Origin of the sequence: Pseudomonas viridiflava (genome assembly GCF_900602065.1) — a bacterium.
Classification (GTDB): Bacteria; Pseudomonadota; Gammaproteobacteria; order Pseudomonadales; family Pseudomonadaceae; genus Aquipseudomonas.
In genome coordinates this window covers 120,998-143,426 of record NZ_UWFN01000116.1, presented here as the reverse complement: position 1 = coordinate 143,426, position 22,429 = coordinate 120,998, and the positions used below count along the sequence as shown (strand labels likewise).

Annotated in this window: 15 protein-coding genes and 1 pseudogene; 8 read left to right on the top strand and 8 right to left on the bottom strand. The window is 56.9% G+C overall.

The window, feature by feature from the left end; all coding sequences use genetic code 11:
* Positions 1-7 precede the first annotated feature (7 nt).
* The gene (ahpF, locus tag EE949_RS05820) at positions 8-1,570 is read left to right on the top strand and encodes an alkyl hydroperoxide reductase subunit F (RefSeq protein WP_122663404.1); all 1,563 of its coding nucleotides are present in this window, start codon (positions 8-10) and stop codon (positions 1,568-1,570) included.
* A 64-nt stretch (positions 1,571-1,634) separates the two neighbouring features.
* Here ahpF and gloA read toward each other — a convergent pair whose 3' ends face one another.
* Positions 1,635-2,156 carry a lactoylglutathione lyase gene (gene gloA / locus EE949_RS05815; RefSeq protein ID WP_122663403.1) on the bottom strand — a complete coding sequence of 174 codons (522 nt, stop codon included), beginning with the start codon at positions 2,154-2,156 and terminating at the stop codon, positions 1,635-1,637.
* A 152-nt stretch (positions 2,157-2,308) separates the two neighbouring features.
* Between gloA and EE949_RS05810 the strand changes: the two genes are divergently transcribed.
* On the top strand, positions 2,309-2,860 hold the full coding sequence (locus tag EE949_RS05810; RefSeq protein ID WP_122663402.1) for a DUF4946 domain-containing protein: 552 nt from the start codon (positions 2,309-2,311) through the stop codon (positions 2,858-2,860).
* A 449-nt stretch (positions 2,861-3,309) separates the two neighbouring features.
* Here the strand turns inward: EE949_RS05810 and EE949_RS05805 are convergent, their stop codons facing one another.
* The 6 genes from EE949_RS05805 to EE949_RS05780 form a co-directional block, all read right to left on the bottom strand.
* The gene (locus EE949_RS05805; protein WP_122663401.1) at positions 3,310-3,672 is read right to left on the bottom strand and encodes a histone-like nucleoid-structuring protein, MvaT/MvaU family; all 363 of its coding nucleotides are present in this window, start codon (positions 3,670-3,672) and stop codon (positions 3,310-3,312) included.
* A 368-nt stretch (positions 3,673-4,040) separates the two neighbouring features.
* A complete protein-coding gene (locus EE949_RS05800; RefSeq protein WP_122663729.1) occupies positions 4,041-5,126 on the bottom strand; it encodes a HEAT repeat domain-containing protein in 1,086 nt (361 codons plus the stop codon).
* A gap of 750 nt (positions 5,127-5,876) precedes the next feature.
* Positions 5,877-7,274, bottom strand: coding sequence for an efflux transporter outer membrane subunit (locus EE949_RS05795; RefSeq protein ID WP_122663400.1), 1,398 nt, complete (start codon positions 7,272-7,274; stop codon positions 5,877-5,879).
* Positions 7,274-10,465: an efflux RND transporter permease subunit gene (locus tag EE949_RS05790; protein ID WP_122663399.1), complete on the bottom strand. Its 3,192-nt coding sequence runs from the start codon at positions 10,463-10,465 to the stop codon at positions 7,274-7,276. The genes EE949_RS05795 and EE949_RS05790 overlap by 1 nt, the downstream gene beginning before the upstream one ends.
* A gap of 12 nt (positions 10,466-10,477) precedes the next feature.
* Positions 10,478-11,719 carry a multidrug efflux RND transporter periplasmic adaptor subunit MexE gene (gene mexE, locus EE949_RS05785; protein WP_122663398.1) on the bottom strand — a complete coding sequence of 414 codons (1,242 nt, stop codon included), beginning with the start codon at positions 11,717-11,719 and terminating at the stop codon, positions 10,478-10,480.
* Positions 11,720-12,209: 490 nt separating this feature from the next.
* Positions 12,210-14,642, bottom strand: a complete 2,433-nt coding sequence (locus EE949_RS05780) for a TonB-dependent receptor plug domain-containing protein (RefSeq protein WP_122663397.1) — start codon at positions 14,640-14,642, stop codon at positions 12,210-12,212.
* 539 nt (positions 14,643-15,181) lie between these two features.
* On the opposite strand from EE949_RS05780, the pseudogene EE949_RS30180 reads away from it, so the two are divergent.
* The 3 genes and pseudogenes from EE949_RS30180 to EE949_RS05770 all read left to right on the top strand — a co-directional run.
* Positions 15,182-16,342: pseudogene (locus tag EE949_RS30180) on the top strand (methyl-accepting chemotaxis protein); the annotation flags it as partial.
* Positions 16,343-17,206: a methyl-accepting chemotaxis protein gene (locus EE949_RS30175; RefSeq protein ID WP_431194216.1), complete on the top strand. Its 864-nt coding sequence runs from the start codon at positions 16,343-16,345 to the stop codon at positions 17,204-17,206.
* A gap of 129 nt (positions 17,207-17,335) precedes the next feature.
* Entirely contained in the window at positions 17,336-18,532 is a 1,197-nt protein-coding gene (locus EE949_RS05770) for a GGDEF domain-containing protein (RefSeq protein ID WP_122663395.1), read from the top strand.
* A gap of 103 nt (positions 18,533-18,635) precedes the next feature.
* Here EE949_RS05770 and EE949_RS05765 read toward each other — a convergent pair whose 3' ends face one another.
* A complete protein-coding gene (locus tag EE949_RS05765) occupies positions 18,636-19,229 on the bottom strand; it encodes a TetR/AcrR family transcriptional regulator (RefSeq protein ID WP_122663394.1) in 594 nt (197 codons plus the stop codon).
* A gap of 131 nt (positions 19,230-19,360) precedes the next feature.
* Between EE949_RS05765 and EE949_RS05760 the strand changes: the two genes are divergently transcribed.
* From EE949_RS05760 to EE949_RS05750, 3 genes are all read left to right on the top strand, one after another.
* On the top strand, positions 19,361-20,443 hold the full coding sequence (locus tag EE949_RS05760) for an alkene reductase (protein WP_122663393.1): 1,083 nt from the start codon (positions 19,361-19,363) through the stop codon (positions 20,441-20,443).
* A 51-nt stretch (positions 20,444-20,494) separates the two neighbouring features.
* Positions 20,495-21,283, top strand: a complete 789-nt coding sequence (locus EE949_RS05755; protein ID WP_122663392.1) for an SDR family NAD(P)-dependent oxidoreductase — start codon at positions 20,495-20,497, stop codon at positions 21,281-21,283.
* Between the two features lie 140 nt (positions 21,284-21,423).
* Positions 21,424-22,425: an NADP-dependent oxidoreductase gene (locus EE949_RS05750; RefSeq protein WP_122663391.1), complete on the top strand. Its 1,002-nt coding sequence runs from the start codon at positions 21,424-21,426 to the stop codon at positions 22,423-22,425.
* Positions 22,426-22,429: the final 4 nt, after the last annotated feature.

Genomic DNA, 22,429 nt, shown 5'->3' with positions numbered 1-22,429 from the left:
CGCCCGCATGTTGGACGCCAATCTTAAAGCCCAGCTGAAATCGTACCTGGAGCGTCTTACCCGCCCGGTCGAGATCGTCGCGTCCCTCGATGACGGCGCGAAATCCCAGGAAATGCTGGCGTTGCTCAATGACGTGATCAGTGTTTCGAAAGGCATCACCCTTAATGACAGCGGCACCGACGTGCGTACCCCGTCGTTCTCGCTCAACAGCCCGGGACAAGACATCAGCCTGCGTTTCGCCGGTATCCCGATGGGCCACGAATTCACTTCGCTGGTATTGGCACTGCTGCAAGTTGGCGGCTACCCATCCAAGGCCAGCGCGGACACCGTCGAACAGATTCGCGCGCTTGAAGGCGAATTCACGTTCGAAACCTACTTTTCCCAGTCTTGCCAGAACTGCCCGGACGTCGTGCAGGCGCTGAACCTGATGGCAGTGCTCAACCCGAACATCAAGCACATCGCTATCGATGGCGCGCTGTTCCAGGACGAAGTCACCGACCGCCATATCATGTCGGTGCCAAGCATCTACCTGAACGGTGAATTGTTTGGTCAGGGCCGTATGGGCCTGGAAGAAATCCTGGCCAAGATCGACACCGGTGCTGGCGATCGTCAGGCACTGAAACTCAATGCCAAAGAAGCGTTTGATGTATTGGTAGTGGGCGGCGGCCCGGCAGGTTCAGCAGCGGCCGTGTATGCCGCGCGTAAAGGTATTCGTACCGGTGTCGCGGCTGAGCGCTTCGGCGGTCAGGTGCTGGACACCATGGCTATCGAGAACTTCATTTCGGTGCAACACACCGAAGGGCCGAAACTGGCTGTAGCGCTTGAAGAGCACGTCAAGCAATACGAAGTGGACATCATGAACCTGCAACGTGCAGACCAACTGACTCCCGGCAAGGACGGCGCTCTGCACGAAGTGAAGTTTGCCAGCGGCGCGAGCCTCAAGGCCAAGACCGTTATTCTCGCCACGGGTGCACGCTGGAGGGAAATGAACGTTCCGGGCGAGCAGCAATATCGCAACAAAGGCGTGGCTTACTGCCCGCATTGCGATGGCCCGTTGTTCAAAGGCAAGCGTGTTGCGGTGATTGGCGGCGGTAACTCCGGCGTCGAGGCTGCGATTGATCTGGCCGGTATCGTGGCTCACGTCACTTTGTTGGAGTTTGATGTGCAATTGCGGGCTGACGCCGTGTTGCAGCGCAAGCTGACCAGCTTGCCTAACGTTACGGTTATCACCAGCGCGCAGACCACAGAGGTCACTGGCGATGAGCAGAAAGTTAACGGCTTGCGCTACAAGAACCGCGTGAATGGCGAAGAAATCACGGTACAGCTGGAAGGTATCTTCGTACAGATCGGTCTGCTGCCTAACACCGACTGGCTCAAGAACAGCATCGAACTGTCGCCTCGTGGCGAGATCATTGTCGATGCGCGTGGTGAAACTTCGATTCCTGGCATTTTCGCTGCAGGCGACGTGACCACTACGCCTTACAAGCAGATCATCATTGCTTTGGGGGAGGGTGCCAAAGCCTCTCTGAGCGCGTTCGATCACTTGATCCGGACCTCTGCGCCAGCGTAAGCACATAATGTTCAGGCAATAAAAAAGGCCTCATGATTATTCATGAGGCCTTTTTTGTTTGTGCTTATAGTGGCGTTGGCTGGATGATCTCTACCCAGTAACCGTCCGGATCCTTGATGAATGCCAGGCTGTTCATACGCCCGTCAGCGAGACGCTTCTGGAAGTCCACGCCCAGTGTTTCAAAGCGTTCGCAAGCAACATGCACGTCAGGCACGGAAATGCAGATGTGGCCAAAGCCGCGAGGGTCAGTGTTGCCGTTGTGATAGGTGAAGGCCGGATCTTTTTCGGTGCCGTGGTTATGAGTCAGCTCCAGAATCCCGGGGATCGACTTCATCCACACTGTACGCGCGGCATCATCTGCAGGGATCTGACTTTTGTCGACCAGTGCCAGGAAGTACAGGCTGAATTCGGCCTCAGGGAAGTCACGCTTTTCAACCAGGCTGAAACCCAATACCCGGGTGTAGAAGTCCAGTGACGCGGTAATGTCCTTGACCCTCAGCATGGTGTGGTTGAACACGAATTGCCGGGTCGCAACCTCAGGCTCTGCAGTTACGCCAGGGAAGGTATTAAGGTCTTGCAAACTCATGGATATCTCCGGTTGAGGTCTTCGGTATGGGCAAATGATACGGGCCGTCCGCGTCGAAGCCAAACCTGCGACGCAATTGATGCGTGACAACCCTTGTTCGCGAGGCGGCGGGCGTTCAGACTTTGCTGCTTAAGTGTTTGGGTGGTGCCTTCATGATTGACCCGCGATACAGATATTCATTCATTGGCTTTTGTCTGGCGCTGGTCGTCGGAGCGGCTCACGCTGCTGACGCGGTCATCATCTGGCCCAGCGGCTGGCAGGTTGAGGAACTGAACACTACTCAGCCCGCTGCCGGGCAGCCTTCGCCACAGTCCCGGCAGCGGGCTGCCAAAAATGACGAGGCTGGTAACCCGGTGATGGTCATGGAGTTGACTGAATCGCGCCTGCAGTCAGGCCATCAGGTGAACGTCGAGGGCGTGCTGCTGGAGATGCGCAAGGCTGTGCAGATGAATTTTGCGCGAAGCGGCTTCCAGAGTGTGTGTACTCGCATACATGCAACAGAGCTCAGCAAGCTTCCAGCAATGGAGACCAGTTGTACGATCACTCAGAACGGGGTTCACGTCATGACTCAGACGCTGGTGGCTGCGGCGACTGCTGATACTGCATGGTCACTGTCATACGCAGGTTCTGCTGCCGGTTACGCGGCTACCCGAGATGAGGCCCTGCAGATTCGCAATACGTTACGGTTGGGCGGGGCGCAGTGAACCTGCGGCGAGCACGAATTTCAGGCAAAAAGAGGCCCGCCGAAGCGGGCATGGGGCGCTAATCCTTTAGCAGCCTCTATAGTGGAATAGGGTCTGTGAAAAAAACGTGAAGCTCATGAGAAAAATCTGGAACGTCCGTACTTATAAATATCGGAATATTCTGACAAGTATCAACGATAATGCTGGTTGTTATTAGCAGCGATTGCTGATGCCCTTTATGGCATATGCCTGTCGGTCCGGGTTATGCGCCGGGCATATACATGCGTAGGGTAGACAGCAGGGAACAGTAGTACACCGTGGGTCGTCGTAACTCTTTCGAAACTATATTGAAGGTAGGGGAAGCTACGCGTAAAAAGCGCTTGCTGGTAAAGAGTTATATCTGGCGTCAGAGAGTTGTCGTTTATAAAAAAACCCTGCAGGTGCAGGGCTTTTTAACAAGCAGAGTTTGATCAGGCGCGAAGCCATGAATCCACGGTTTCAACACCGTATTGCTCTTTCCAGGACTTCAGGCCGCGGTGGTTACCACCTTTGGTCTCGATCAGTTCACCGGTGTGTGGATTTTGATAGACCTTGACGACGCGTGCGCGACGGCGCTTTGGCCCGCCTGCTACAGGCAGGGAAGACGAGCCTTTTGGATCAAGGATCGTAATGATGTCGCGCAGACCTTTGTCATAGCTGCTCATCAAAGCCTGAAGCTTCTGTTCGAACTCGATCTCCTTTTTCAGGCCCGCATCATTCTTCAAGGACTCCAGCTGAGCCAGCTGTTCCTGAAGGGCTTTTTCTGCTGCGCGAAACTCGGCAAGTCTGGACAAATAACATACTCCGACGGTGATTGGCTGTTACCAGCGTCACAAAACGATAAGACAAGCGCTTGGGAAGAGTGCGTGTATTGAAGGCGCCGTAACCGAACCCAAGGTCGCGTTTTCTCCTGAGGAATTAACGCTTTCCTGTCGCTTCGCTTTGATGAAAAAAGGTAGTTTTAATCAGTAGCGTGTAAATCATGCACGTTTTTCTTGTGTTAGAAAATAGTTTTGATGCAATTAACTAGCGGCGAGGATGATTAGAGTCGGCGATCGCGCGACTCGGCTTGTCTTAACACATGAACTCGGCTGTAAGTTATTTCTGATATTAGCGGCTCACGCAAACAGTCTGTTTTGTTCACGCGGTAGTGTTTTTCAGGCTAGAGCCCCTGTTGCAGCGCAGGGTCATCCGGGTTTTGCTGCTCAAGCTCGGCTTGCAGTATCTGCACGTTTTGCAGTTGCCCGGTTTCCTTCCAGTATCGAATCAACATTATTCGGGCCTGGCGATTGGCGGGCTGGCGCTGGAGGATTTCAGCCAGTTGTTTCTGCGCTGCTTCAAGTTGCTCAAGGTCGTGCAGCGCTACCGCCAGATCATAGCGATAACCCGTGTTGTCTGGTTCCAGCTCAACGGCCTTGGCCAGTGCAAGCAGAGCATATTCGCTCTGTTCGTGATCAAGGAGCCACATGCCCAAGGCATGTTGTAGCCTGGAAGACTGAGGATTTTGGGCCAGCAGGCGAGCCAGCAACTGGCGTGCCCGTTCGGTTTGACCTTGTTGGTCGAGTAGCTCCAGATAGGCGATGGACGCTTCGAGATTTTTGGGCTCCAGGTCTATCGCAATCTGCAAGGCGGCCAGCGCAGCAGATTTGTCGCCGCCATGCGCAAGCAGCCGCGCCAGCTGTACCTGGCTGGTGCCCGTAGGGGGTTGTGCTTGCAGGGTTGTCACGCACAGCTCGACACTGTGTTGCAAGGCTGCGTAATACAGGCCCAGCTCGTCCGGCGAGAGGTCGAGCAGCGCCAGCGTGGCGTCGAAGCGAACCGACGGTTCCGGATCCTCAAGCAGAGGCCCCAGCAGAATACTGCGCTTGCCGTCAGGCAGCATTTTTTGCGTGACGCCAATCGCTGCCTCGCGAACCAGCACCGAATCATTCTGCAGTGCCGCATCCAGCAATTTCAATGCTTGAGGGCTTGGGTAGTTTGCGAGTTCGGCCAACAGGCTGGCGCGACGAATATCGGAAAGGTCGGTGCGGGCCAGGTGTTGGTAGAGAACCCTCGCAGCGCCAGGTTTGCCGTTGTGTGCCAGTTCCAGGGCTTCGCCGTAGGTCTGGCTAAGCACCGGTGGAGCAGGCGGGGTTGACCATTGTCGTGTCAGGTAAACGGCGCCTGCCAGCACGATCAGAATTAAAGCGGCTACCAGTCCGATACGGCGACGGGCAGTGGTTTTAGAGAAGTAGCCTCGAACAGGCATGAGCACACCGATATCCATTTCTTTACGGCTTGCAGCTTCGTGGACCGATGGCTTGCTGTCAAACAGTGGATGTTGAGTGGGTGGGTATCGGCAGATGTTCCGTAAAGTCGATCTGCGCGCTCGTAACTTCCGACAACTCTTATCAAACAGCGCTTCATTCTCTGAATCTACGCATAGCCTGTGGGACCGGATTTATCCGGGAAGGCTGCATTCCAGGCGACGATGATACAGCGGATGGTGCTGGCCTCTTCCCGGATGAATCCGGTCCCACAGGTCCAGTGTCTGCCGCGAAACCGTGAGGGGCCATGGACAGCACGGCGCAATCTCCGACAACGCTTATCAAACAGCGCTTCATTCTCTGAATCTACGCATAGCCCGTGGGACCGGATTCATCCGGGAGGCTGCATTCCAGACGACGATGATGTAGCGGATGGTGCTGGCTTCTTCCCGGATGAATCCGGTCCCACAGGTCCAGTGTTTGCCGCGAAACCGTGAGGGACCATGGACAGCACGGCGCAATCTCCGACAACGCTTATCAAACAGCACTGCATTCTCTGAATCTACGCAGAGCCCGCGGGACCGGATTCATCCGGGGAGGCTGCATTTCAGGCGACGATGATGTAGCGGATGGTGCTGGCCTCTTCCCGGATGAATCCGGTCCCACAGGTCCAGTGTTTGCTACAAGACCGCGCGGTGCCATGGACACCAAAAAGCCCCGGTAACGGGGCTTTTTGGCCAACGCTCAGTCCATCAAGCCTGTGGCTGCCAGCCTCCGCCCAATGCCTTGTAGATAGAAACGATGCCGTGATACAGCTCGATTTCTGCCTGAGCCTGCGAGTCCTCTGCTGCCAGGCGCTCGCGCTCCGCATCCAGCAAGACCAGGAAGTCCGCTGTGCCTTCGCGGTACTGGATCGACGCCAGATTCGCCGCCGCACGGCTGGCTTCACTCTGGCGAATCAGAGAGACCAGACGCTGCTGACGTTTGTCGTAGTCGCTGAACGCATTTTCCGACTCTTCCAGCGCCAACAATACTTGCTGCTCATAGTTGGCCAGTGCGCCTTCAGCATCGGCATCGGCGCCCCGGATTCGCGCTCGCACGCTGCCCAGATCAAACGCTGCCCAGGAAATGCTCGGCCCCAAGGACCAGGCGCGGGCGGCGGAAGAGCCGATCTGTGATCCACGTCCCGCCGTGAAGCCCAGAAAGCCACTCAGGCTGACGCGAGGGAACAAATCAGCTGTTGCCACCCCAATACGCGCAGTGGAGGAGGCCAGTTGACGTTCGGCTGAGCGAATGTCCGGACGCTGACGCAGCAGTTGAGTCGGATCACCAATCGGCAGTGCTTTGGCAATGGCTGGCAGTTTCGCCGGGCTGAGATCAACACTCAGGCTTTCCGGACGCTCACCGAGCAGAGTTGCAATGCGGTTGCGCTGACGAACCTGTTCAGCCTGTAGTTGTGGAACCGAAGCTTCGACGGCGGCGAGGCGGGCGTCCGCTCTCACGACATCAAGCTCGTTGCCCACACCGGCATCGCGCAGTTGTTCGGTAACGCCACGGGATTCCTGCTGGTTTTTCAGGTTTTCCCGGGCAATGCCTTCACGCAGTTGCGCACCGCGTAACTGGCCATAGGCATCGACCACTTCTGCGATCAAGGTGACCTGAAGCTGATACAGATTGGCCTCGGCAACGTCCTGATCGGCTTCGCTGGCTTCCAGTTCACGCTGGATCCGCCCGAACAGATCCAGTTCCCATGCCATGTCCAGGCCCAGATCGTAACGTTCGCTGCTGACCCGACGCTCTGTGATACCCGGTTGCTGACCTTTACCGAGATCACTGCTGACCCGGCTGGTCACCACGGGCATGGCGTCGTTGCTGACATCATCGCGGATCGCCCGGGCCGCTTTGAGGCGGGCGAAGGCAACGCGCAGTTCGCGGTTGTCGTTGAGCGACTTTGCCACCAGCTTATTCAGCGTCGGGTCGTCGAATTGCTGCCACCACACGGTTTGCTGATGGCTGCGGTCATAATTACCTTTCTCCGCCGAAGCGACCTTGGCTGCTGCGGTATCAGGTGCCTTGTAATCAGGGCCGACAGCACAGGCCGCCAGCGCGAGAACCAGCAGGCTCGGCATGAACAGCTTTAACGAATTCATCAATGCGCCTCCGGGTTCAGGTTTTGCAGGCTCTGTGCCTTGGCCGCCTTGCGGGCCTCTTTGCGCTCAACGAAGTTACGAATCAGCACGTAGAACACCGGTGTCAGCAGCAAACCGAAGAACGTCACCCCGAGCATGCCCGAGAACACCGCTACACCCATGGCATGACGCATTTCTGCACCGGCACCGCTGGAGAACACCAGAGGCACAACCCCCATGATGAACGCGAAGGAGGTCATCAGAATCGGACGCAGACGCAGGCGGCACGCTTCCAGTACGGCTTCCAGCGGCGACATGCCTTCGGTTTGCTTGTCCTTGGCGAACTCGACGATAAGGATCGCGTTCTTACAGGCCAGTCCGACCAGTACGATCAATCCGATCTGGGTAAAGATGTTGTTGTCGCTACCCGACAGGATTACACCGGTGATGGCCGACAGCAGTGTCATCGGTACGATCAGGATCACCGCCAATGGCAGGCTCCAGCTTTCGTACTGGGCTGCCAGTACCAGGAAGGCCAACAGTACGCACAACGGGAAGACCAGCAGCGCGGTATTACCAGACAGAATTTGCTGATACGTGATCTCTGTCCACTCGTAGGTCATGCCGTTAGGCAGTTCGTCCTTGAGCAGTTTTTCCACGGCGGCCTGAGCCTGTCCCGAGCTGTAGCCCGGAGCCGCAGCGCCGTTGATCTCTGCGGTAATGAAGCCGTTGTAGTGCATGACCCGATCCGGACCTGCGGTGTCGCTGACCTTAATGAAGGTCGCCAGCGGAATCATTTCGCCCAGATTGTTGCGTACCTTGAGTTGCCCAATCTGGTCGGCATCCTGACGGAACTGTTGTTCAGCCTGAACGTTGACCTGATAAGTACGACCGAAACGGTTGAAGTCGTTTGCATACAGCGAGCCCAGATACACCTGAAGAGTGTCGAAAATGTCGCTGATGGCCACGCCGTGGGTCTTGGCTTTTTCACGGTCAATGGCAGCATCGACTTGCGGCACGTTCACGGTGTAGCTGGTGAACAGCCCGGCCAGCTCCGGCACGCTGTGGCTCTTGGCGATGATGTTCATCGTCTCTTTGTACAGCTCGTCGTAGCCGAGGTTGCCGCGGTCCTCGATCTGCAGGCGGAAACCGCCGATGGTGCCCAGACCTTGTACCGGTGGTGGCGGGAAGATCGCCATGTAGGCGTCCTGAATGTCGCCGAACTTGCCGTTCAATGCACCCGCGATGGCACCTGCCGAGAGGCTGGCGTCTTTACGGTCTTCAAAAGGCTTGAGGGTCACGAACACGATGCCAGCGTTCGGGCTATTCGTGAAACCGTTGATGGACAGGCCAGGGAACGCCACCGCACTTTCAACACCTTCCTGTTTCAAGGCAATGTCGGACATGCGTTTGATGACGTCTTCGGTACGGTCCAGGCTGGCGGCGTCCGGCAACTGGGCGAAAGCCACCAGGTACTGTTTATCCTGAGGCGGCACGAAACCAGTCGGTGTGGTGGCAAAACCGAAGTAGGTCAGCACCATCAGGCCGCCGTAAAGCACCAGGGCAATGCCGCTGCTGCGGATTACGCGACCGACGATTCCCACATAGCTGTTACTGGCGCGTTCGAACACGCGGTTGAACGGCCGGAACAGCCAACCACCGAATATTTTGTCGAGGCCGCGCGAGAAACGATCCTTTGGCGCGTCGTGAGCCTTGAGCAGCACGGCTGAAAGCGCCGGCGAAAGCGTCAGGGAGTTGAAGGCGGAAATCACCGTGGAAATCGCAATGGTCAGGGCAAACTGCTTATAGAACTGCCCCGTCAATCCGGAGATGAACGCAGCCGGGATGAACACCGCACACAGCACCAGTGCCGTGGCGATAATCGGCCCGGTCACTTCTTTCATGGCCCGTTTGGTGGCTTCGACCGGGGTCAGCCCAAGTCCGATGTTTCGTTCGACGTTTTCCACTACCACGATGGCGTCGTCCACCACGATACCGATGGCCAGCACCAGTCCGAACAGCGATAGCGCGTTGAGTGAAAAGCCGAACATGTGCATGACGGCGAACGTACCGATCAGCGATACCGGCACCGCAGCCAGCGGGATGATCGAAGCGCGCCAGGTCTGCAGGAACAGGATTACAACCAGCACAACCAGAATCAATGCTTCGAACAGGGTATGGATAACCGCTTCAATCGAGCCGCGAACAAAGACTGTCGGGTCGTAAACGATGCTGAAATCCATGCCTTCAGGGAAGTTTTGTTTCAGCTCGGTCATCTTCGCCCGAACGTCGTTAGAGATGTCAATGGCGTTGGAGCCAGGGCGCTGGAAGATTGGGATCGCCACAGCGGGTTGGTTATCCAGCAGTGAGCGCAAGGCGTATTGGTTGGAACCCAACTCGATACGCGCCACATCACGCAGACGAGTGATTTCGCCATCGGCGCCGGAGCGAATCACGATGTTTTCGAACTCTTCTTCGCTGACCAGACGGCCTTGAGTGTTCACTGACATCTGGAAGCTGGTAGCGCTAGGCGAGGGCGGTGCGCCCAACTGACCCGCAGCGACCTGACGGTTCTGTTCGCGAATAGCGTTTACAACATCGGTCGCGGTCAGATTGCGCGAAGCAGTCTTGTTTGGATCCAGCCAGACGCGCAACGAGTAATCGCCCATACCAAACAACTGCACGTCACCGATACCGTCAAGGCGAGCCAGCTCGTCCTTGATGTTGAGGATGGCGTAGTTGGACAGGTAAAGCATGTCGTAGCGTTTATCCGGCGAGGTCAGGTGGACCACCATCGTCAGATCGGGCGACGCTTTGTCCACGGTAATGCCGATGCGCGTCACTTCTTCGGGAAGCTTCGGCTCGGTTCGGGTGACCCGGTTCTGAACCTGCACCTGCGCGTTATCCAGGTCGGTGCCCAGTGCGAAGGTGATCGTCAGCGTAATCTTGCCGTCGGCGGTGGATTGCGAGGACATGTACAGCATATTCTCGACGCCGGTGATGGCTTGTTCCAGTGGGGCGGCTACGGTTTCGCCGATGACCTTGGGGTTGGCGCCGGGGAAGTTGGCACGAACGACGACGGTTGGCGGTACGACTTCAGGGTATTCACTGATCGGTAACTGGAAGAGTGAAATCGACCCGGCGATCAGGATCAACAGCGACAGCACTGCCGCGAAGATCGGACGCGAGATAAAGAATTGAGAGAAGTTCATCAGTGGTTTCCCTTAACCGCGTGGCGCGGAGATGCCGGCAACTTTTTCAGGTGCTTTAGGCTTCACTTGCGGCAAGTTGCTGGCTTCCAGAGCCTGGCGTTGTTTGAGTAGCGCGGCGAGGGTCTCGGCGCTGGCCATCGGGGTCACTTCCGGGGTAACCGGTTGGCCTGGACGCACACGTTGCAGGCCCTTGACCACGATGGTGTCGTCCTTGGTCAGGCCGCTACGCACGATGCGCAAGCCTTCGACTTTTGGCCCCAGTTCAACCGGGCGGTAAGAGGGCTTGTTGTCCTTGTCCATAACCAGCACGAATTTCTTGCCCAGGTCAGTGCCGACGGCTTCATCGTTGATCAGCACCGCGGAATAGGTGCCGCTGCCAACCAGCTTGACCCGTGCGTACAGGCCTGGGGTGAAGCTGCCATCACTGTTATCGAACACGGCGCGACCGCGGATAGTGCCGGTACGCGGGTTCACCTGGTTGTCGACGAAGTTCATCTGGCCCTGATGCGGGTTACCGACTTCATTGGAAAGCCCCAGGTACACCGGAGTGGTCTGGCCACGTTGGCCTTTGCGAGCCAGCTCGGTGTATTTAAGGAAGACACGCTCATCGGCGTCGAAGTAGGCGTAAACCTTGTCGGTGGAAACCACGCTGGTCAACGGAGTCACGTCGGCGGTGACGATGTTACCGGCAGTGATTTCGGCGCGGCTGACACGACCACTGATAGGCGATGTCACGCGGGTGAAGCTCAGGTTGAGTTTTGCCAGGTCCAGCTGGGCCTGAATGGCCGCTACACCGGCACGCGCTTCTTGTGCAGTGGTGGTGCGCGAGTCAGCCAGTTCGGCGGAAATGGCGTTGTTGGTACGCAGGCGCTCACCGCGCTGGGCTTCGTTGTCACTGCGGGTTGCGGTGGCGCGAACTTGTTGCAACTGGGCTTCCAGGCGGCGGACTTCTGACTGGAACGGGCGGGGGTCGATCTGGAACAGCACATCGCCTTTCTTGACCAGCGCGCCATCAGTGAAGGCTACGGCATCGATCTGACCGGATACCCGAGGACGGATTTCAACGGTTTCGGGCGCTTCAAGGCGACCAGTGAACTCATCCCACTCGTTGACGGGTTGTTCCAAAACCTTGGCAACGCTGACTTTGGCTGCCGCAGGCGCGACCGTCGCTTCAGGCGCTCCGCCGCAAGCGCTTATCACCACCAGCGCCAACGCGGCGAGTGGGAAGCGCAATTGATTGAATTTCTGAGCCATGGGAGTGTCCGCCGGAATATTAAGATGGGCGGATTCTGTTCTTGAGGGTGGTATTGCACGAATCGAATGAAACAAAAGTTAATATCATTCGGAATGATATTGAGTATCTCGCCGGGAGTAATAATCCAGCGGCTCACAGCATTGCGCTGCACGGCGGAAATTTGCAAGCCATTCACTGTAGGCGCTGATATTGCTCGCGATGCATGAGACGCAACCAGTAGCCACACCGCGTAATCGTTCATCGCGAGCAAGCTCAGCTCCCACAGGAGATTGCGCTCTTGCGTAGGACCGGTTAAAGCGGAGCGCGGCCCGGCCGGTCCTTCGGGATTGCAGGCAGACATCGAATCTCCCATATAGACCGGCTCTTCCGTTGGAGCGAGGCTTGCCCGCGAATCAGTCGCTGCGGTGTATCAGCTTTACCGGGAAATCGTTCTTCGCGGGCAAGCCTCGCTACAACGAGGATGGCGCAGTCTGTTATCAGCCCATCAAATCAGAAATCATAAGCCAGCTTGGTGTACCAGTAACCGCCACCGGGGTAGAACGGCGGGTTGCCATACGGTGCCAGGCCGAGGTTGCTGTAGACCGCGTTTTTCGATGGCCGCACGTCAAAGATATTGGTCCCGCCGATGCTTACCGTCAGTTGATCAATGAAGGTGTAGCTGACGTCCAGATCGGTTATCCACTTGGCGCCAAAGCTGCGGTCGCCACTGGGGTTGACGGCGAGCGTCTTGACTGCGCCGTAACGGCTGGTCTGCAGGTTTACCGCCAGGTCGTCGACCTTCCAGTTGGCGCCCAGTATCCATTTGGTTTTGGGTGACGCTTCGGTCAGATCGCCTTCGCGATCACGACCTACCAGAGTGACGCCGGAGCTGGCCAGCGCAGCAGGCGTATCACGCACGCCTTCAATAGTGGTTTTGTTCCAGTTGAACCCCAGGCTCCAGCGTACTTCTCCCCAGGCATCCAGCGGGGTAGTGTGGTCGGCAACGATATCCAGACCCCGCGTGCGGGTGTCAAACGCGTTGGTGTAATAGTTGACCCACGTTCCGCTGGGCACGCCTTGAGCAGTAAGGATGCCATTGATAACCCCGTTGCCCTGATCATAGATGTTGCTGGTCAGTGCAATTCGATCATCAATGTCGATCAGGTAAGCATCCGCTGTAACGCTGGTTCGCGGTGCCGGTTGCCAGGTCAACCCCAGCCCCAGGTTGCGCGATTTCTCCGGTTTCAGGTCATCGCCGCCTAGCGCAGCGGCCAGGTTACTGTCTGACGGGGTCAGGCGGGTGACGGCCGGGACCACGTTGCCGTTCACATCGACAGCGACCCGATTGTCCGCAACCGTATAGCCGATCTGGGTGAGGGAGGGCGCACGAAAACCGGTGCCGACGGTGCCACGTACGGCCACGGTATCGGTCAGTTCGTAACGGGAGTTCACTTTCAGGCCAAAGGTATTGCCCGAGTCATCGTCGTAATGCTCAATCCGTCCGGCGACGTCGAGAAACCAGCGATCCGTCAAATCAAAGCCAAGGTCCAGGTAGCCCGCATAGTTGTTGCGAATCAGGTTGACCTCGTCCTCCGGACGTATGGTCACGGCCGCCTGAGCCCCCGAAGCAGCAGGGTAGGTGCCGGTAATGTACGCCTCCGGATCGCCCGCGAAGGTGCTGAAACGTTCCCAGCGATGTTCCAGCCCTGCTGATACCTGAACCGGCGGGGTCAACTGAAACAGGCTGTCGTAGCGACGGGTGAAGTCCAGGTTGTTAACCCATTGTTCAAAGCGGAAAGTCGCCAGATTGTCGAATTTGGTCGGCGACGCCGTGCCCAGTGACGGGTTGATATTCAGGTCGCTGGAGTGATGAACATTGTTACGTCCGTAGGTAGTGCTCAGGTCCCAGTTCCAGTCGGCGGCCTCGCCCTTGCCACCGAACAGAAACTGGTAATCGGTATCCTTGATGTTGTTCAACGGGTAGTAACCGTCGGGGAACACTTCGGGTACCGAGGCCGTGCCGGTGGGCAGGCGAAAATAGTTGGCCGCCTCTGCGTCCCGCTCGCCATAAGTGGTGAAGGAATACAGCGTCAGGTCTTCCAGCGGCAATTCGGCGTTGTAAGCGAGGTTAAAGGCTTTCAGATCCGGATCGCCGTTCTTGATGGCTACGCGATCCCAGGCCGCTTCTTTTGCCGGGTCGCTGAACGCCCGGACGCTACTGTCCGCCTTGTCGTTCCACGAGGCTTCACCTCTTTTGCGGGCGTCTGCCGAGAAGTGGAAGAAGCCTTTTTCGCCCAGAGTAAAGCCTTGGTCACCTGCGATCTTCAGGGTTTCTCCCGCGCCCGAGAATAGCTTGCCGTAGGTGCTTTCATAGTGCCCGCCGGAATCACCGGACTTGAGAATAATGTTGATCACCCCGGCAACTGCGTCAGAACCGTACTGAGCGGCAGCGCTGTCCTTGAGCACTTCGATGTGGTCCACGGCGCTGACCGGGATCAGATCGATATCCACTGCGTTGGCACCACTGTTATCGATTGAGCCTCGCTGACCCACTGCACCATTGTGCCGCCGCTTGCCGTTAACCAGCACCAGTGTGTAAGCCGGTCCCAGGCTTCGATTACTCAGCGGCCGGGTCACCGAGTTGTAGCCCGCGATATTGGTGCCGAAATTGAAGGAGGGCAGCAGTTTGGCTATCGCCTCAGAGAGTTCTGCGCGGCCCGTTTTTAGCAATTGATCACTGTTGATGATGTCGATGGGCGCAGGACTGTCTGCCACCGTCCGCTGTTGTCCACGAACGCCGGTGGAGATCACCGTAACCGTGCTGAGCCTGGATTCGTCAGTGTCGGCCTCGACGAGCGGCGAGAATGCTCCGAACAACAAAGCTGCGGTGAGTGTTGAAAGTGGAAACGTTTTGGCAGCGCTTGCTGCAAGCGTCTTTGTCATGTCGGGCGGTGTCCATTGAACTGGCACTGGCCCGTGGTGAGGGTGCAGATTAGTTAGCCTGATAGAAGGGTGTGATGCCTGAAACGAGGTCGTCTGCGCTGGATGTTATTTGCATAATAAATACGTTGGAAATGCCATTTTGGAATATTGATATTATTCTTTATCGGCATGACCCGAAGTTGGTATATGAATTAACCTGATATTAGGCGGGGTGAAATGACCTTTCAGGTTGGGTTCTTATGCGTGGGGGCAGGTGTTTTTCATAAGAACGAGCGCTAGTGGCACATAGCCATTCGTCGATTAAACTCAATAGAAATCGAAATTTTGCCGAAACATAAATGAGCCGCGCAACTTTTTGCAGAATCCATGAGTCGGAGCTTTACTTCTGATGATGTCGCATAGCCATTATTTGATTGCGCTTGTGGAGTCATTGTTTGACGTGTGCTGCAAGGGGCCAAAGAAGTCCCTGATTGTTTAGAGAAACGGATTGTTCTCACCCCCATCAAGAAAATATTGCCCACTAGGGCTGTGAGAATTCCATGAACATCCTTGCACCTGCCGTGTACCTGTCTAGCCGCCTCCGTTTTCCCGCAAAATTCGCACTGCTTGCCTTCATAGTCCTGATTGCGCTTTCCCTCCTTGCTGCACGAATAGTTCACCAGATCAATGACAGCATTGATGGGGTTCGTTCGGAGCAACTAGGCCAGCGCTACTTGATGGATGTCACGCCTGTTCTTCGCCTGTCGATGATGCAGCGTGCGCTGACCAACCGACTGCTCAGTGGTGACTCGACTGCACAGGCTGATTTCGCAGCCAACCAGACGAAACTTCAGGACGCTTTTTCAAAGCTTGAATCCACTGACCGGCAATACAATGTGACGCTGGAAACAGGCGACCGCGTGCAGCGGTTGCGCTCGGGGGCTCAGCGACTCGTCGATCAGGCCAAACCCGATGCCAGTCAGGTGAAAGCGTTCGATGAGTGGAACGATCAACTGACTCAGACGTTGAATTTCATCTATTTCGTTTCAGCCACTTCCGGCATGGTGCTGGATGAAGATTACGCGTCGCTGTTCATGATTGACCAAAGCACGCTCAGGTTGCCTCGACAAATCAATATCGTCGGGCAGCTACGAGGCCTGGCCAGTGGGTTGCGCAATGGGCAACCATTAAGTGACAGCACCCGCTCCTCATTGCAGTCGCTGCTAAAGCAAGAAGCCCAGATACGCACAGAGCTTCAGCAGAGCATCGCTCTGTTGCGCCGCAAGGAACCCGCTCTCGCTGACGCCATTCAACAGCCTGTGACCAACGCGCTGTCGAATCTGGACAGTTTTCGCAACGACATTGAAGCGTTGATACGCTCGACGAGCGACACTATCAGCGGCGTGCAAGACCTGCCAGCAAAAGGCAACGCTGTTGTTGCCGACTTGTACAAGGCGCAGGACATGCTTCAGGAGTCACTGTCTGAACTGCTGGAACAGCGAGTCGGCGAAAAATCAGTAGACAGAGCGTTCATATTGGGTGGGTTGGCCCTTATCGGGCTGCTGCTGATCTATTCATTCGCTGGTATTTACACCTCAATGCGTCGTGCCATCGACGGTGTGCTGAGTACAACGCAGCTTATTGCCCAAGGCGATCTCACGGCCCGCGCGAAAGTGCAGGGTAAAGATGAGATGGCAGACATCGGTAACGGCCTCAACCATATGGCGCAAGCGTTCAGCACCTCGCTGGCTCAGGTTGAACAGAGCTCACATTCGGTGTCGGATGCCGCTCAGCGCCTTGGCTTGTCGATTGATCGTGCCAGGCAGTCAATGAGTTCGCAGCAGGGTGAGACTGAGCAAGTGGCCACTGCTATCAATGAGATGACCGCAAGCGTCGCAGACGTTGCGCAAAATACCGAGGGCGCCGCTCGGGCAGCGGAGCAAGCCAGTCAGGCTTCAAATACTGGTCTAGCGGTGATGCGCGACACCCGGCTGACGGTTGAAGAGCTGGCCAGTGAAGTTGAAGCAAGCGCTGAGAAAGTCTCTGCGCTTGCCCTGCACAGCCAGGAAATCGGCGGCGTGATCGAGGTGATCCGCAACATCGCTGATCAAACCAACCTGTTGGCGCTGAATGCTGCCATCGAAGCTGCCCGCGCCGGTGAGCAAGGCCGCGGCTTCGCGGTGGTTGCTGACGAGGTCCGGACCCTGGCATCGCGTACGCAGAACTCGACCGAAGAAATTCGTCGGATTATTCAAGAGTTGCAACTTGCAACGACGGCGGCAGTAGAGCAAATGAAAGCGGGCAGGCACAGAGCTCAGGATTGTATTGCGTCTGCTGACCTGGCGGCGGCCAGCCTTGATGAAATCAATAACGGTGTTGACCGGATTGTCGGCATGAACACCCAGATCGCCAGTGCTGCGGTGCAGCAGCATTCTGTGTCTGAAGACATCAACCGCAATGTGACTGAGATTCGTAACGGGAGCGAGGCACTCAGGGAAGAGATCGAAGATAACGCGGTCACCGCTAACGAGTTGTCGACGTTGGCTGGCGAGCTACGAATGGTGGTGTCACGTTTCAAGATGTAGAACGTGACCACTGGCACTCATAACGCGTAAACGGAGCGATCGCTTTTGCCGGTCGCTGCCTTTATCTGGATAGCAAGAGGTTTCAATCGAGCTATCCCAACCGATTCCTTTTTGCCGTTGCGGTGCCGCATGCTGAATACCCTCCTGGATCGCCCCAGCTCCAAAGATCCTCAAACGCTGATCGAGGTCGAACAGACCATCGTCTCAGGCGTGCGTGCGTTGCGCTTCAGCGAAGATCTTGAGCAACGCTACGAAGCAGAAACACTTGAGCAGCGGCGTCAATTCATCACAATCGTCGGTATTGGAGGAGGGCTGGTTTACAACCTGTTCCTGATCAGCGACTGGCTGACACTGCGCGATGTATTCACCTACGTCGCAGTCGGACGCTTGTGCTTGATTACCCCTTTGTTCATCGTGCTTTTGCTGCTGGTTCAGCGTCTGAGGCAACGCTGGGCGCTGGAAACTGTTGCGGCGACCGGCACAGTACTGGCTTCGTTGATGCCGCTGGTGGTCATGATCTACAGCGACAGCCCCTATCGGCTTCATTACCAACTGGGGATGCTGCTGCTCATGGTGTATTGCACGATGATCCAGCAGCTACCGGTGCGGTTTGCTGCACTGGCCATGAGCGTCATGTTGATTATTCAGTTGGTGACGACCTACATCGCTGATTTCGCGGACTTCCTGATCTGGCAAGCCAATGCGCTGTTATTTGTCGCGACAGTGGCGCTGTTGTTAATGGCGTCTTATTTCCTGGAGCGGGGCAGCCGCATGAGCTACCTGTTCGCCCTGCGGGGACGTCTGTTACAGGTGCAATTGATGGAAATGGCGCGCACTGATGCGCTCACCCAGTTGTTCAATCGGCGCTATCAGGACGAAGTACTGACATCGGTCTGGGAGCACGCCTCGAAGACGCCCACCAAGGTGGCCGTCATCCTGCTGGATATTGATCACTTCAAAGTCTACAACGACAGTTACGGCCACCCGCAGGGCGATACCTGCTTAAGATTGCTGAGCGAAACTATTCAGCAGACCGCAAAAAACACAGGAGCGCTGACGTTCCGTTTTGGTGGCGAAGAGATTCTGGTGTTGATGATCAATGCGGATGCCAACAAAGCCAGCACGTTAGCCGAGGCTCTGCGGGCGGCAGTTGCCAAACTCAACGTTCCCCACCCCGTACTGGGCGATGGTGCCCGAGTCACTATCAGCCTGGGGCTGGCGGTTGCAGTCGCGCCTGAAGTCAGTGCCGGAGCGTTGATTGGTGCCGCCGACGCTGCGCTCTATGCTGCCAAGCATGCGGGTCGTGACCGGCTATGCATGGCGTGATGGACCTCGCCAGCAGTGTTGCTCTCATGCTTTGACGCGGCGCCGTAGCGCAGCAAGCGAATAGCTTTCGGCAGCTCCTTGCCATGCGTTTCAACTCAAGGGTTTACATTTTCTTGTCGGGAGCGGAAGAGGGAGTCACTGACCCCAGAATGGCTTCGCGGCTGGCGGCGAGAATTTCATCAGCCAGTATTGAGTCATCCGGGCAGGCGCGAGACAGGACGATTGCCCCGAGTGCCTGCGCCATTACGGCAAGACGGCGTTTGCGTAATTGGGCAGAGTCCGTATCGTCCGGATGCCCGGCACCTTCTCGCAGCGTCGCCAATTGGGTTTCGATTCCGGCCGCAAACGTAGCCCGAACCTCTTCCTCCTTACGCGCAGCATCTGCGCATAACGCTGCCATCGTGCAGCCGGTGGAGCGGTTGTCACGGTGCTCGCGGGAAAGATAAACCTCAATGAACTCCTGAACTGACGCACCCGCCGTCAGCGCTGCGGACTGGGCGATGCCGCAGCTGGCTGATTCGGCCATCAGATCAGCCTTGGAGCGGAAGTGTTTGTAGAAACCGCCCTGAGTAAAACCAGCCGCCGCCATCAGATCAGCAATGCCAACCCCGTCATAACCGCGTTCCCGAAAAAGGGCCGATGCGGTTTCGACAATGTGCGCGCGATTCGCTTGGGCCTGTTGCCTGGTGACTTTCATCGCTTATCCAACATGGTTTGTACCGATATGAGTGGGACACTATACATTGATGTTGAACGACATCAAACCGTTGACATTTTAGATTGCGACCGTAATCATTGCCTTCATCCACACAGCAGAAGCCAAATCAAATGTCCGACAAAACGTTATTCGAACCCTATGCCCTTGGCGACCTGACCCTCGCCAATCGTGTTGTCATGGCGCCATTGACCCGCAACCGTGCCGGTGCGGGTCTGGTCCCCGGCGAATTGGCTGCCACTTACTATGCCCAACGCGCTTCGGCAGGGCTGATCATCACCGAGGCCACACAAGTTTCAGCGCAGGCTCAGGGCTATCAGGACACCCCAGGCCTTTATACGCCTGAGCAAATCGTGGGCTGGCGCAAAGTTACCGATGCCGTGCATGCCGAAGGCGGACGGATCTTTGTGCAGCTTTGGCATGTGGGCCGCGTGTCTCACGTTGACTTGCAACCGGGTGGCGCAGCGCCGGTCGCGCCTTCAGCGCTCCGGGCGCAGACCAAGGTCTTCGTCAACAATGAATTTGCTGACGTTTCCGAGCCGCGCGCGCTTCAACTCGCGGAGCTGCCTGGCATCGTCAACGATTTCCGTCAGGCAGCGGCCAACGCCATTGCTGCTGGTTTTGACGGTGTGGAAATTCATGGGGCCAACGGCTATCTGTTGGAACAGTTCATCAAGGATGGAGCCAACCAGCGTACTGATGCCTACGGCGGCTCGATTGAAAATCGCTCACGCCTGTTGCTGGAAGTGGTTACGGCCGTGGTTCAAGAGATCGGGGCAGGGCGCACGGGCGTGCGTATCTCGCCGGTTTCGCCTGCCAATGCAATTTCCAGCAGCGACCCGCAACCGCAGTACGAGTACATCGTCGAGCAGCTCAGTGCCCTGGGCGTGGCTTTTCTGCATGTGGTTGAAGGCGCAACGGGTGGCCCGCGTGATGTGGCCGAGTTCGACTATGCCGCACTGCGCAGCCGCTTCAAGCAGACCTATCTGGCCAATAACGGCTACGACCTGAAACTCGCCACTGAGCATTTGAACGCTGACAAGACTGACCTCGTTGCCTTTGGTCGTCCTTTCATCAGCAACCCGGATCTGGTTGAGCGATTGAAAACCGGAGCAGCACTGGCGCAGCTCAACCCGGCCACGCTCTATGGCGGCGGCGCGGCAGGTTATACCGACTACCCGACCATTTCCGGCTGAAGCGCTTATCTACCCAGCCAACATCGACACCCATTTTTGAAGGATTCCCCCATGACAAAGCTTGCGACTGTACTCATCACCGGCGCCTCTACCGGTATCGGCGCCACCTACGCCAAACGCTTCGCCAGCCGTGGTCACAACCTGGTGCTGGTGGCACGTGACAAGGCCCGCCTTGACGCGCTGGCAGCGCACTTGCGCGAAGAGAACGGCGTTGCAGTAGACGTGCTGCAAGCAGACTTGACCCGCGCTGCGGACCTCTCTGCACTTGAAGCTCGCCTGCGCGACGACGCTGATATCGGCATTCTCATCAACAACGCTGGCATGGCTCAGTCGGGCGGTTTCGTTCAGCAGGGTGCCGAGTCGATCGAGAACCTGATCACCCTTAACATTACCGCACTGACCCGATTGGCCGCCGCAGTAGCCCCGCGTTTTGCACAGTCAGGTACAGGCTCCATCATCAATATCGGCTCGGTAGTAGGCTTGGCACCCGAGTTCGGCATGACGATTTATGGTGCTACCAAGGCCTTCGTGCTGTTCCTGTCCCAAGGCTTGAACCTGGAACTGTCGCCCAAAGGTGTTTATGTGCAGGCCGTTCTGCCTGCCGCGACGCGCACTGAGATATGGGAGAGGGCCGGAATCGACGTTAATACCATCGCCGATGTGATGGAGGTTGATGAACTGGTCGATGCTGCACTGGTCGGTTTCGACCGCCGTGAACTCGTCACTATTCCACCGCTGCACGTCGCAGAGCGCTGGGATGCACTGGATGCAGCGCGTCAGGGCTTGCTGTCTGACATCCGCCAGGCCCATGCCGCTGAGCGCTATCAGCCGAAAGCCTGATGGTTCTGGTTTCGTGACGTACAGGCTCCCTGCGAAGTTGTTTGCGGGGAGCACGCGGCAGGGCGCTTTCAAGAACCGCGTACAGGGGACGCGCTTAGCCTGCCGGGAACTCCCCGCACACCATTCGGAATCAGAGCACCATGAGAGCGCTTGTTTTTAAACGCTACGGTAAATCCCCTGATGTCGGCTTTGCTCAGGTTTCCCTTCCAGCGTTGAAACCCAATGAAGTGTTGGTCGAAGTACATGCTGCCGGGATCAATCCTATCGACAACATGATCCCGACCGGCCTCTTCAAGCCCGTCCTGAAGTTCCAGCTGCCCGCCGTTCAGGGCAGTGACCTGGCTGGCGTGATCACCGAGGTCGGTAGCGGCGTGACTCGCTTCAAGGTTGGGGATGCGATCTTCGCCAGCCTGTTCGACCTCGGCAACGGTTCAATCGCCGAGTTTGCGGTCGTGCCGGAAACTGCTGCTGCGTTAAAACCAGCCAACCTGGACTTTGTGCAAGCGGCGTCGATTCCGATGGTCGGGCTGACCTCGTGGCAAGCGTTCAAGGAACGTGCTGATCTTCAACCGGGCCAGAAGGTGTTTATTCCGGCCGGATCTGGCGGCATTGGCAGCTTCGCTATCCAGCTTGCGAAACATCTCGGTGCGAAAGTGGCGACCAATACCAGTACGGCCAATGTCGAAAGCGTCAGCGCCCTGGGGGCAGATGAGGTGATTGACTACAAGAAGCAAGCGTTTGAGACCGTGCTGCGTGACTATGATTTGGTGCTAGGCACACTCAGAGGCGATGTGATCGAGAAGTCTGTCGACATCCTCAAGCCTGGCGGCAAGATCGTTTCGCTGGTTGGCCCTCTGGATAAAGCATTCGCCCGGACACGCGGATTGAATAGCTTGCTTGGCTTCATCTTTGGTCTTATGAGCCGCAAGATCATGCGGCTCACAAGAAGCAGAGGGGTGACCTATTCCTTCCTCTTCGTTCGGCCCGACGGCGATCAACTCGGCGAGATTGGCAAGTTGCTTGAATCCGAACGGGTTCGTCCGGTGATCGACAAGGTTTTTGCCTTCGAGCAAGCAAAAGACGCGCTCGAATACCTGGCCAAAGGGCGTGCCAGAGGCAAAGTTGTGGTCAAGATCAAATGACGGG

Bases quoted from the DNA above. Each gene is read 5' to 3' on its own strand.
- EE949_RS05795 (WP_122663400.1), bottom strand. From the start codon at position 7,274: ATGAATTCGTTAAAGCTGTTCATGCCGAGCCTGCTGGTTCTCGCGCTG.
- EE949_RS05760 (WP_122663393.1), top strand. From the start codon at position 19,361: ATGTCCGACAAAACGTTATTCGAACCCTATGCCCTTGGCGACCTGACC.
- EE949_RS05750 (WP_122663391.1), top strand. From the start codon at position 21,424: ATGAGAGCGCTTGTTTTTAAACGCTACGGTAAATCCCCTGATGTCGGC.
- EE949_RS05810 (WP_122663402.1), top strand. From the start codon at position 2,309: ATGATTGACCCGCGATACAGATATTCATTCATTGGCTTTTGTCTGGCG.
- mexE (WP_122663398.1), bottom strand. From the start codon at position 11,719: ATGGCTCAGAAATTCAATCAATTGCGCTTCCCACTCGCCGCGTTGGCG.
- gloA (WP_122663403.1), bottom strand. From the start codon at position 2,156: ATGAGTTTGCAAGACCTTAATACCTTCCCTGGCGTAACTGCAGAGCCT.
- EE949_RS05770 (WP_122663395.1), top strand. From the start codon at position 17,336: ATGCTGAATACCCTCCTGGATCGCCCCAGCTCCAAAGATCCTCAAACG.
- EE949_RS05790 (WP_122663399.1), bottom strand. From the start codon at position 10,465: ATGAACTTCTCTCAATTCTTTATCTCGCGTCCGATCTTCGCGGCAGTG.
- EE949_RS30175 (WP_431194216.1), top strand. From the start codon at position 16,343: ATGGCGCAAGCGTTCAGCACCTCGCTGGCTCAGGTTGAACAGAGCTCA.
- EE949_RS05755 (WP_122663392.1), top strand. From the start codon at position 20,495: ATGACAAAGCTTGCGACTGTACTCATCACCGGCGCCTCTACCGGTATC.
- EE949_RS05780 (WP_122663397.1), bottom strand. From the start codon at position 14,642: ATGACAAAGACGCTTGCAGCAAGCGCTGCCAAAACGTTTCCACTTTCA.
- EE949_RS05765 (WP_122663394.1), bottom strand. From the start codon at position 19,229: ATGAAAGTCACCAGGCAACAGGCCCAAGCGAATCGCGCGCACATTGTC.
- EE949_RS05800 (WP_122663729.1), bottom strand. From the start codon at position 5,126: ATGCCTGTTCGAGGCTACTTCTCTAAAACCACTGCCCGTCGCCGTATC.
- ahpF (WP_122663404.1), top strand. From the start codon at position 8: ATGTTGGACGCCAATCTTAAAGCCCAGCTGAAATCGTACCTGGAGCGT.